Raw genomic sequence first — 11,230 nt, forward strand, 5'->3', positions numbered from 1 at the left:
CCGGGTGAAGCCAGCGTACCAGCGCTTCAAGGCTCTGGATCCGGCCGGTGGTCATGTCGACCCGTGGTTGAAAATGCAGCAGGAACTCATCGCGTTCCAGGCCCCGGCGCAAGGCCTGCTCCAGCTGAAATTGTTCCTTGAGTTGCTTGTCCATGCTGGGGGTGAAGAAACAGTAGGCGCGTTCCCCGCCGTCGTTCTTGCTGCGGTGCAGGGCGGCATCGCCCCGGCGCATGAGTTCGTCCACGGTATCCGCATCCCCCGGGAAGAGGGCGATGCCGGTGCTGGCGGTGACCACCAGAGACTGGTCATGGATGTTCAGAGGTTGTTCCATCAGCTGATTGATGCGCTCAGCCAGATGCAGGGCATCCTGGGTCTGTGCCATATGCGCCTTGAGCAACAGGAAATGGTCTCCCCCCAGCCTTGCCAGGCTGTCTTCCTTGCCGAGCAGTCCCTTGAGTCGCCCGGATAGAATTCGAAGCAATTCATCCCCGGCGGCATGTCCCAGGGAATCATTGACGCGCTTGAGGTCATCGACATCGATGGAGAAGATGGCCAAATGATGCCTGTTGTGTCGGACCTTGATCATGGCCTGCTGAATGCACTCTCTCATCACGGACCGCTTGGGCAAGCCGGTGAGCGGGTCATAGTGAGCCAGGTAGCTGAGCTGCTCCGACAGGGCCTTGCGATCACTGAGGTCTTCGGACATCTTCACGAAATGGGTGATCTCCCCCTGGGCATTTTTCAGTGGCGTTAATGCCGCCTGTTCCCAGAAACGCTCCCCTGATTTCTTGCGAACGGACAGTTCCCCGCTCCAGATCCTGCCTGCGGACAGGTCATGCAGGATGTCATCAAGGCTGGGGGCCGTTGCTGAAGGTTCATCCGGATGGATCAGCGCAAGGGGATGACCCTGGATTTCGTCACGACTGAAACCGGTCAGCTGACTGAAACGGGCGTTGATGTATTCGATCCGGGCTTCCCGATCGGTAATCAGCACGATACTGGGGCTTTGCTCCACCACCAGCGCCAGGCGCTGGATGCGACTCTGTTGCCGGTTTTGCTCGGTGATATCGACCAGTCCGCCGTACAGATGGAGGCGCTCAGGTTCATGTGGTGATTGGATGCATTCCGTGGTGGCCCGCACCCAGCGGGGCGGGCCGATTTTGCTGCGCAGGCGCAATTCACAGCAGGAAGCCCGGCCGGGCTCAAGCTCAAGGATTTCCCGCTTGAAGACCGCCTGGTCCTCATCCATGACCAGGAATCCCCAGAAACCTCTGGCATGGATGTCTGCCGTGCCATATCCGGTCATGGACTGGATGGAGTCAGTGATCCAGTCGATGTGCAGCTCACCCTGATCATTTTTTCGGCACGAATAGGCGATGTCACTGGTGACGGCACAGATATGACGATAGCGTGCCTCGCTTTCCTGGAGCTCCTGCTGGGCACGACAGCGGATGATCATGCCGGCCAGATTTTCCGATACGACCCGCATCTGGTCGGGCTGTTCTTGCCAGTGGTGGTCCGGCAGCTGTCCGAAGGTTTCAAGCAGGAGCACGCCAAGGATTTCACCGTCGCTGATCATGGGCACCAGCCGGACCGAGCGGGCGTTGTCAGGGCTCAGCAGTCGATGTTCCCGGGCAAACTCGGGAGGTTGCCCGGGACCTTTTTCCAGCAGCAATACGTCGCGGGCACGCATGCGCTGGGTGGTCCAGGGCAGTTGGGTGGCGTGCAGTTGTTGCGCCGGACCGGGGCCGTGCTCATCGCCTGCCAGGCCGGACCAGTGATGGGTGAGTTCCAGGGCATTTCGATCTGCGGAATATTCCAGGATGCGGCATCGGTCCGCCTGGAAAAAATGCCCGATCTGTTGCAGCGCTTCCACCACGGCTGGGTCGAGGTGTTCAATGCGGGTGTTCACGAACAGGGACGAAATATTGGCCAGCATGGCCTGGAAGCGCAGTTGATGCTCCAGGGAGGCCTGCGCCTTCTGCCGGTCGGTGATGTCCCTGTTGATACCCCGATAACCCATGAACTGACCGTGGGCGTCCAGCACTGGATTACAGACATGCTCGACCCAGCGGGTCTCGCCTCCCTGGGTCAGGATGCGAAACTGCAGCGGGGTATTGGGTGCTTTGTCCGCGGCGCTCCTGTGTGTCTGGTAGCGGGGCAGGTCATCCGGGTGGATGATACGCTCCATCAGTCCGGAATCATTCATGAAGTCTTCCGAGCTGTAGCCGGTGATGCGCGCACAGGCCGGAGAAATATAGCGAAACTCCCCATCATGACCGAGCCAGAAATCCCAATCGGGGGAAAAGGCCGCCAGGATGCGATAATTGTCCTCACTCTCCTGCAGGCGGGCATAGGATTCCAGCAGAGCATCACGCTGCTGTATGAGCAGGGTCTGGTCCACGATACTGCAGATGAAACCGGGCTTGGCACCATCCGGTTCCGGCAGGCGAATCAGCGCAACATCGGCGATCAGGGGGCGGCCGTCGGTTCGCCGGAGGCGCACGGCCTGGCAGTCTGCCCGCCCATCATGGCGTGCCCTTTCCAGGGCGTTTTCCAGGAAACTTCTGTGCTTTGCCTCTGATAGCTGGGTAAACAGTCTTCGGTTGAGTGCCAGACACCGGTGAGCCGCACTGTTGGCGTCCTGCAGAAAGCCGGCCCAGTCGATCCGCAGGACCGGCAGCGGCAGTTCCTGATAGAGGCGGCTGAATCGGCTCAGGGCCAGTTCCGCTGCTTCCTGGCTCTCCAATAATGCCTCCTGCTGAATGCGCAGTTCGGCATGGTAGATATGCAGTTCCTCCAAGAGCGTCTCAACATCCAGGTCACCTCGTTTCAGAGCGAACAGGGTGCTGTCAAAACTGTGATCCCGCAGGATCTGCTTGGCTCGTTCGCGCAGGGTGGTGGCGTTGAGCAGAGGCATCTTGGAGGCCATGAATTATCCAAAGACCGCAGTATCAAAGGTCCCAGGTTACGACAAACAGACAATCGGGCGCACCCATGGCGCAGCAGGCCGTTTCCCGAACGACGGTGTTTTTGTGGACCAGTGATTGGAAAAGATGTTCAAAGGTTGCCGCGTAGTAATCACAGACCGGCTCATGGCTCTGGATTTCCTTGCAGATGGGGCCACCGGTAATACGCAGTTCCAGGGTCCGGCCGTGGTCGACCTGGAAGCGGCCGCTGCCGGTAAAGGTCCAGGCATTGCGTGAAATGGCGGCGAGCAGGATGCGACTCGCCGGTTTGGCGGGCAGTAGCCTGAGCAGTGTCTGAACGGGTTTGGGGATACGGTTGGCCAGCAGATACTCGGCGGTCAGATGCCCCGCTTCACGGGATACCGACCGTGCGTCCTCGGGGGTGAGGGTTTCCCGCATGACTCGATGCAAGGCGGTAACACCTTTTTCGTCCACCATCCGGGTGGGCGGTTCGGATAGATAATGGGCCAGCCCGGCAGTTTCGAAGATCCGCACAGTGACGGAATCCCCTTGCTGGCGGGTCAGTGCCTGGGCCATACGGGTGATGGAGTTGGGGCCGATGGTGCCTGGGATATGTGCGTGCGCTGTCATGGATGTTGAGCAGGTTCAGGAGCGAAAACGACTCGGGCCGGCAGCAAGACCAGTCCCTGGAGACTCCTTGTCAGGGTCATTGGCCACCGGGATGTTGGGTCGGATTGGGCGAAAGCAGGGCTCAGGCTGACGGGAGCGTAGTGCCCAGTTCCACAGCGCCTGCGAGGGCATGGGCAGCACCAGAAACCAATGTTCCAGGATAGCCAGAATCATCAGGATGGCCAGAAATGTTGCCATGGTGGCCTGGTGTGCGGAGACTTCGGGGCTCATGGCAGTCTGAACCAGTAGAACCGCAACCACCGTGGACACGGTGACTGAAACAGGGAACAGCAGATTCATGGGGCGCTTGCGGAAGTAACTCTCCAGATAGCGCAGGTGATCCGGCAGCCATTCTTCGTTGAGATTACGCACACCCAGAAAGACATTCAGCTTGGTGCTGGTGCGCATGACCCAGAGAATGAGGAAGGTGTACAGGCCCATCTGATTGGGGCTCCCCCAGGTCACCCATAGAATGGCGGCGGCACTGACCAGCAGTGCCAACTCGTGGTGGATGATGGCTTGGGTGGCATAGAGGAACCGTCGCCGGCCGCGGGCATTGTCCGGGCAGCGGGTGCGTCGGGAGCCTGTGATCAGCCCCATGAGGAAGCTCATTTCCACCCAGCCCCAGATCAGGATGGCGCAGGTGAAGGCGATATAGGCCCCGGCTACGGAAACATCCTGACTGGTGGCAGCCAGGCCGTACAGGGCCACGGCACCGAGGAGGGTGGCGCCGAGCATGCTCCAGCGATAGGTATGACGGGGGAGTCCGTCCAGATAGATGATCGCCCCGGTGCTGAACCACCAGAGGAAGACCACGTAGAGAATTGGCAGGCCGAACTGTGTCACGGATTCAGTTTACCCGGTTTCGCGGCCTTGCGCGCAGCAAGGGCTGCTGTGGTCAGGAATCCCTGGCAGCGTCCAGAAGCTTGCCGAATGCGGCGGCGTTGGTGGAGCCGAAGGCATTGAGTTCGTAGCGCAGGCCGGTGGCGGGATCCTCAAGGGTCAGGCTGCCGTTGGACCATCGTGTCAGGCGCAGGGGCGAGGGATCACGCTTTTCCGCCTCGGTACGGCGATCAAGGGCGATGATGCGGACAACGGTGCGCATGAATCCGCCTTCAGCGGGGCTGAGCACCTGAAGCACCTGATCGTTGGAAGCATCCAGAACGGCCAGGTAGCCGCCGGGACGGTCTTCGGTACGCAGATTCAGGGTTTGTATCGCAGCGCCCCGGGACTCGCTTGAGTCGGTGAGCTCTGCCTGGAGAGGGGCCGACCTGGTGGCGGTGGCGCTGGCGCCGAGGTAGTACACCCCGACTCCCAGCACCACCACCAGGACGCACACTCCGGTGAGTACCAGCGTCTTTCTGGATCGATGGCTCGCCGGATTCTTGCTCATGATGCAGTCTGGTTTGAAGTCTGGTTGGTAACGGTACTGCGTGCGGAACCGGACAGCATGCCCGTCAGCTCCGGTCTGGCAGTGGGATCCGCCGGCACATATTCACCATGGATTGCCTTGCCCAGCAGCTCGGCGACACGCTTGGCATCGGGTATGCAACGCATCATGGGCTGAGGGGTGAGCAGACGCCAGGGGCGAACATGGGGCCACATGATCAGGTAGGACACCCGTTCCGATGGTTCCAGTACCAGAGAAATATCACCCGTCCCGTCGGAATAAGCCTTGAGTGAAGCCGACTGGATTACCCGGTAAGGGAGGTTTACCGACAGCTGGATGGCAACCCCGAAGCGGATGACGATACGACGATTCGTGATGGTATAGACCGTGGCTCGCGCCATCAGCCACGCCAGCAGGTAGAGCAGGGCTACCGCGGTCACGGACAGGGTAAAGACCAGGGCAATGGAACCCAGTGCCTCCGGAATGGAGGCCCCTTGCATCAGGCTGTAGCTGCCCCGGGCGGCAAGAAAGATACCCAGATAGACCATGACCTTTCTGACATGAAAGGCCCGCCGGGCGAGGGCGCCCCACAGGGGGGCGCCTTGCCACAGTATGTGCTCCCCCTCGGGGGGGAGCTCGGGCAGACCACGGATCGGTTCAGGAGCGTGGTCGTCGTGACTCACAGGAAGGCTTCCCTGCGTTCCTTGGAGGCATAGAAGTGACCACCGCCGAAGTAGGCCATGATGCGGTCTTCTTCCAGGCGGGTAACGGACTCGGCGTTACGGATCACAGGGGCGTCGGCAAAGTGATGGGACATCACGGATACCACGCGGACCTCGAAGGGACGACCGTCGATCATGCGTTCACCCAGGCCGGCACCAGCCTTGGCCTTGGCGGCACGGGCCACCTTGGCAAGGAACATCGGTACCAGCACGGTACGGCTGGCGATATCGGAATTGACTTCCACTTCCAGGTAACGGGGCATGGCTTCGGAGCGGTCCACCCAGATGTCGCGCACGGTACCGGCCACCTTGCCGTCGGCCGCATAGACGGGCATGCCGCGGGGATCGGGGTCACGGGAGGGCACACCGAAGCCGTGGCTGGTGACGCGCATGGGGACGATACGGGGCGTGCCGTCCATGGTGACGTCGGGCTCGTCGGCGCGCTGTGCCCAGGAGGCGGGGCCAACACCGTCGATCATGGGGTTGCCGGTGGGCTCCAGCGGGGAACCGGGGAACTTGTTGGCCGGCTTGGCATGGACTTCACGGGTGTCGGGGTTGCCGTTGGCGATGATGATGGCGCCGCCGTCAGCGGTCAGGAATTGCTTGGGACCCGGCGCGGGCGGGAAGCCCTGGACCGTGATGTAGGGGGAACGATCAGATTCCAATGGGTACCCCTCCCGCTTGTTTTCGCGGTGGAGGTAATAGACTAGGCCTGCAAAGAAGAACCAGAAGACGTACAGCGTGACTTGCGCGACATCCATATATTCAGTAATGGCACCGGTTGGCATTGCATTTCCTCCAGGTTTCGAGTGGCTTAGCCGGGGAAGTCGGCCATGCCGAACCTCGATGAAGATTGCTCTCGGGAAACGCTCTTGCTGCGCACGAGCGGTCCGATCGCGATGAGTGTGGCAAACAACAACACTATTTCAATATGGTAGACCACCGCATAGCCAATTTCCGGACCGGTCAGGGACGGACCCAGCAGTTCCCTGCTGGTCATGGCATTGACGACGTCGCGGATCACACCCCCCAGGATGATTCCCAGACCCAGGGCGGTTGCCTGAACGGCGCCCCAGGCACCCAGCGCGATACCGCTTTGTCCACCATTCTCCCGGCTCATGGCCGCAATCAATGTGCCCACGGCGAAAAAGCCTGTACCGAAACCGATGCAAGTGGCACCGATCCGGAACAGCAACGCCGAATCCATGGGTGCTGCAAGGATCACCGCCGTGAACGCACCAATGCCGATCAGTGCGCCCAGGGCCGAGAGCCGATAAGGGTTCCCGCCGCGGTTGAGCCACCAGGCCGCAAGGGCCAGGGAGGCCAGGGTGCCGCCCGCAAGTAAAGCCGTCAGTGTCGTCGTGGCACTGACGGACAACCCCAGAATTTCTCCGCCGTAAGGCTCCAATAATATGTCCTGCATCTGGAAACCGGCCGTTCCCAGCCCCACCACCACGAGAAAGCGCGCCGCATGGCTTTGACTCATGTAATTGCGCCAAGCCTCCTTGAAAGGCTGTCGCGGTGCGTTTTTCGAGGTGCGTGCAGGGTTACGCGCCTCTTGTTTCCATAATGCCAGACAATTTACAAGGAAAGTCACGACAGCCGCGCCTTGTATGACCTGGATCAGTTTCATTTCGCTGAAATCGATCAGGAGGGCACCGAGGGTGAGTGCGCTGATCAGCATGCCCACCAGCAGCATGGTGTAGAGCAGGGCGACCACCCGTGGGCGCTTGTCTTCCGGGGCCAGATCGGTGGCCAGCGCCAGCCCCGCGGTCTGGGTGGTGTGCAGGCCGGCGCCGGTGAGGAAGAAGGCAAGTGCGGCCGCCGCGGGGCCGGCCCATTCAGGCCCCATCTCGCCGCCGGTGGACATGAGCAGCAGGGCAAAGGGCATGAAGGCGAGGCCGCCGAACTGCATCAACGTCCCTATCCAGATATAGGGGACACGTCGCCAGCCCAGGGCGGAACGATGGGTGTCGGAGCGGTGGCCGATCAGGACGCGGAAGGGCGCGACCAGGACGGGCAGGGCGACCATCAGGGCCACCAGGGCCGCCGACATGCCCAGTTCCACGATCATGACGCGGTTGAGGGTGCCGGTCAGCAGGACGATGGCCATGCCCACGGAGAGCTGGAACAGGGACAGGCGCATCAACCGGGCCAGGGGAAGGTCCCGGGTGGCCGCGTCGGCGAAGGGCAGAAAGCGCGGCCCTACACGGGACAACGCCTTGGCGATCTGTCGACTGACGGTTTTCACGTCACATCATTCCTGCCTGTGCTCAGTTCCAGCGCCTGGGAAGTATAGAACCCCTTGGAAATGCGATGGGTCCGCATGGGTTTCCAGCCGTCGAGGGCAGGTTCGGCGGCAATCAGGCGCAGCAGCTTTTTCTCGGAGACGGGCTCGATGGCGGGGGATCGGTCGCTCTTGGGGAAGATCTTGCCCACGGCATGCATGACGGCCAGGGCCGGGGTGCGGGGGGCGAAGGTGAACAGCAGTCCGGCATGGGTGCGTGCGGCCAGGACGGAGAGGGCCTGGACGATGTCCTGAGACTGGTAGTGGATCAGGGAATCCATGGCCACCACGTAGTCAAACTCCCCCAGTTTGGGGTCCAGGTAGTCGCCTACATGGAACTTGATCTCGCCGGTGCCCAGATCCTCGGATTCGGCGCGCTCGCGGGCCATGTCCACCAGGTTCTGGGACAGGTCGATGGCGATCACGTGGGCGCCGCGCCGGGCGGCCTCCACGGAGAGCATGCCGGTGCCGCAGCCCGCATCCAGTACCCACTTGCCCGTGAGGTCCTGGGGCAGCCACTCCAGCAGGGTGTTGCGCATCTGCTCCCGGCCGGCGCGTACCGTGGCACGGACGCGACCCAGAGGGGTGTCGGAGGTCAGTTTTTTCCAGGCATCGACGGCGGTCCGGTCGAAGTAGGTTTCCAGCTGGCCGCGTCGCTTCTGATAAGAGGAAGAGGGCATCAGGCAAATCCGTGTCAGTCAAAAATAGGCAGCGTAGGTCCCGATTATAGTAGCCGACGGGGAAGTCCTCATCCCCGCCGGCCATCTATCCTGATCAGGGACAGGGCATGCATGGAGCTGGTGTCGGTATGCGTCACCGGCCAAAGTGTGCCTTGGCGTCGTAGAGGGTGTCGATTTCGATACGGCTGATCCCCCGTTCCTTGGCGAAGCGTTCGGTATTGCGTCGTGCCTTGCCGCGCACGAAGAAGGGGATCTTGCGCAGTTCCTTTTCCGCATCCGGCGACCAGACCGGCTCGCCGTCCGTCGGCGCCGCCTCAGGCTCCGGTTCCTGAATGTTCGCGGTGGGGCTTGCGGCCGCAGGGGTGGTTCCGACAGTACGGGTTTCCGTTGGCGCACTGGCGCCCAGGTGGGAAGGCCCGGCTTCGGCGTGGAATTCAAAGTCTTCGCGGAACATGCCCAGCAGGTGTTCTTCCAGCCCCATCATCAGGGGGTGTACCCAGGTGTCGAAGAGCACGTTGGCCCCACCAAAGCCCATCTGCGGGGCATAGCGGGCGGGGAAGTCCTGCACATGGACCGGCGCGGAGATGACGGCGCAGCCCACGCCCAAGCGCTTGGCGATGTGCCGCTCCATCTGAGTGCCCAGGACCAGTTCCGGGTGCAGTTCAGCCACCTGGGCTTCCACTTCCAGATAGTCGTCGGTAATCAGGGGCTCGATGCCGTATTGCTTGGCCGCCTCGCGCACCTCCCGGGCAAATTCGCGACTGTAGGTGCCCAACCCTACTACGGTGAAGCCGAATTCCTCGGTGGCGACCCGCGCCGCGGCCACCGCATGGGTGGCATCACCGAAGATGAACACCCGTTTCCCGGTGAGATAATTGGAGTCCACCGAGCGTGAGTACCAGGGCAGGCGGGAATCAGCGTCCCGCAGGGCAGGCTCCGGGTCGACGCCGGCCAGTGCGGCCGCTTCGGCAATGAATTCGCGGGTGGCGCGGACCCCGATGGGCACGACCTTGGTGAAGGGCTGTTTGAACATGCGTTCCAGCCACTTGGCGGCGGTGGCGGCGATCTCCGGGTAGAGGACCACGTTGAAATCGGCTTCGCCCAGGCGTGTGATGTCCATCGGTGTGGCACCCATGGGGGCGGTCACATGGACGTCGATACCGAGGGTGTTCAGCAACCGGGTGATTTCCTGAACGTCATCCCGGTGTCGGAAACCCAGGGCCGTGGGACCCAGGATATTGCAGCGCGGCCGTTGTCCTTCAGGGCGGGCGGGACGCTCGGCGCCCGGTGCGGGGGCATGTGAGCCCGCCAGACCGCGCACGAGCTGGTAGAAAGTCTCCGAGGCTCCCCAGTTTTCCTTGCGCTGGTAGGAAGACAGCTCAAGCGGGATGGCGGGGACAGGCAGGCCCAGACCCTTGGCCAGACCGCCCGGATCATCCTGAATCAGCTCTGCGGTACAGCACGAACTGACCAGCATTGCCTGGGGCTTGAAGCGCGCGCAGGCCTCCCGGGCCGCTTCCATGAACAGCTCGGCCGTGTCCTGGCCCAGATCACGTCCCTTGAAGGTGGTGTAGGTCACCGGTGGACGCTTGTCGCGTCGCTCGATCATGGTGAACAGCAGATCCGCGTAGGTGTCACCCTGCGGTGCATGAATCACATAATGGAGGCCTTCCATCCCGGTGGCCACGCGCATGGCGCCCACATGGGGTGGGCCTTCATAAGTCCAGACCGTCAGTTGCACGACATCAGACTCTCAGTTTGGCCTTCCGCAGCAGCGGACGGGCGAAAAGTTCAGCAAGGTCAGCCGCCTGGTCGTAGCCCTGGATGGGCGTGAAGACCAGTTCGATCGACCATTTGGTGGTGATGCCTTCGGCTTCCAGCGGATTGGCCAGGCCCAAGCCGCAGACCGCCACATCAGGCTGTGCGGCCCGGCAACGGTCGAGCTGGTTGTCCAGGTGCTGACCTTCGCTCAGGGTGATGCCTTCGGGCAGCAGTTCCAATTCTTCCGCCAAGTGCCGGCGGTGCAGGTGCGGGGTGCCGATCTCCAGCAGTTCCATGCCGGCTTCCCGGTGCAGGAAACGGGCCAGCGGAATCTCCAGCTGGGAATCCGGGAACATGAACAGGCGTTTGCCTGCCAGCTGTTCACGCATGCGGGCCATGCCGCGGCGGGCGCGTTCAATGCCGGGAGCGGTCACCTTGTCGAACCGTTCCGCGGCGACACCGAAGGTGTCCGCCACCGCCCTGAGCCAGCGGGTGGTGCCTTCCTCGCCCAGGGGGAAGGGAGCGGCAATGCGGGTGGCACCCCGCTTTTCCAGGCAGCGCGCGGTATCCGCCAGGAAGGGCTGGGCCAGGATATAGCGGGTATTGGGACCAACGGCTGGCATCTCGCGGGAGTTGCGGGCCGGCAGGAACTGCACCCGGGTGATGCCCATGTCTTTGAACAGGCGCATGAACTGATCTTCCACCACGTCCGCCAGGGTGCCTACGACCAGCAGGTCGGGTGCGCTGTCGGCGGGGGCCTGCGGCAATTCAGGGACCAGCGCCGCCAGGCA

General features: G+C 62.2%; 10 protein-coding genes. All 10 read right to left on the minus strand.

What is annotated here, in order from left to right; translation table 11 throughout:
• Nucleotides 1–2,932: PAS domain S-box protein (locus LQ952_RS14015; RefSeq protein WP_238623248.1), on the minus strand; the 2,932-nt coding region annotated here is incomplete at its 3' end.
• A gap of 22 nt (nt 2,933–2,954) precedes the next feature.
• The gene (bchJ, locus tag LQ952_RS14020; protein WP_238623249.1) at nt 2,955–3,560 is read right to left on the minus strand and encodes a bacteriochlorophyll 4-vinyl reductase; all 606 of its coding nucleotides are present in this window, start codon (nt 3,558–3,560) and stop codon (nt 2,955–2,957) included.
• 15 nt (nt 3,561–3,575) lie between these two features.
• The gene (gene puhE / locus LQ952_RS14025; RefSeq protein WP_238623250.1) at nt 3,576–4,445 is read right to left on the minus strand and encodes a putative photosynthetic complex assembly protein PuhE; all 870 of its coding nucleotides are present in this window, start codon (nt 4,443–4,445) and stop codon (nt 3,576–3,578) included.
• A 52-nt stretch (nt 4,446–4,497) separates the two neighbouring features.
• A complete protein-coding gene (gene puhC / locus LQ952_RS14030; RefSeq protein ID WP_238623251.1) occupies nt 4,498–4,992 on the minus strand; it encodes a photosynthetic complex assembly protein PuhC in 495 nt (164 codons plus the stop codon).
• Complete coding sequence (gene puhB, locus LQ952_RS14035; protein ID WP_238623252.1) at nt 4,989–5,672, minus strand: photosynthetic complex putative assembly protein PuhB; 684 nt, start codon at nt 5,670–5,672, stop codon at nt 4,989–4,991. Before puhB ends, puhC begins: the two co-directional genes overlap by 4 nt.
• A complete protein-coding gene (gene puhA, locus LQ952_RS14040; protein WP_238623253.1) occupies nt 5,669–6,499 on the minus strand; it encodes a photosynthetic reaction center subunit H in 831 nt (276 codons plus the stop codon). The genes puhB and puhA overlap by 4 nt, the downstream gene beginning before the upstream one ends.
• A 26-nt stretch (nt 6,500–6,525) precedes the next feature.
• Nucleotides 6,526–7,962, minus strand: a complete 1,437-nt coding sequence (locus tag LQ952_RS14045) for a BCD family MFS transporter (RefSeq protein ID WP_238623254.1) — start codon at nt 7,960–7,962, stop codon at nt 6,526–6,528.
• Nucleotides 7,959–8,678 (minus strand): magnesium protoporphyrin IX methyltransferase, encoded by a 720-nt coding sequence (gene bchM / locus LQ952_RS14050; RefSeq protein WP_238623255.1) that lies wholly within the window; start codon nt 8,676–8,678, stop codon nt 7,959–7,961. The genes LQ952_RS14045 and bchM overlap by 4 nt, the downstream gene beginning before the upstream one ends.
• Nucleotides 8,679–8,811: 133 nt before the next feature.
• Nucleotides 8,812–10,419 carry a ferredoxin:protochlorophyllide reductase (ATP-dependent) subunit B gene (gene bchB / locus LQ952_RS14055; protein WP_238623256.1) on the minus strand — a complete coding sequence of 536 codons (1,608 nt, stop codon included), beginning with the start codon at nt 10,417–10,419 and terminating at the stop codon, nt 8,812–8,814.
• 4 nt (nt 10,420–10,423) lie between these two features.
• A partial coding sequence (locus LQ952_RS14060; protein ID WP_238623257.1) for a ferredoxin:protochlorophyllide reductase (ATP-dependent) subunit N occupies nt 10,424–11,230 on the minus strand: 807 nt, incomplete at its 5' end.

This window comes from Ectothiorhodospira lacustris (genome assembly GCF_022227785.1).
Lineage (GTDB): Bacteria > Pseudomonadota > Gammaproteobacteria > Ectothiorhodospirales > Ectothiorhodospiraceae > Ectothiorhodospira > Ectothiorhodospira lacustris.

What these genes read in the sequence shown, in the direction of transcription:
- bchJ (WP_238623249.1), bottom strand. Translation starts at nt 3,560, where the DNA reads ATGACAGCGCACGCACATATCCCAGGCACCATCGGCCCCAACTCCATC.
- puhA (WP_238623253.1), bottom strand. Translation starts at nt 6,499, where the DNA reads ATGCCAACCGGTGCCATTACTGAATATATGGATGTCGCGCAAGTCACG.
- bchM (WP_238623255.1), bottom strand. Translation starts at nt 8,678, where the DNA reads ATGCCCTCTTCCTCTTATCAGAAGCGACGCGGCCAGCTGGAAACCTAC.
- puhC (WP_238623251.1), bottom strand. Translation starts at nt 4,992, where the DNA reads ATGAGCAAGAATCCGGCGAGCCATCGATCCAGAAAGACGCTGGTACTC.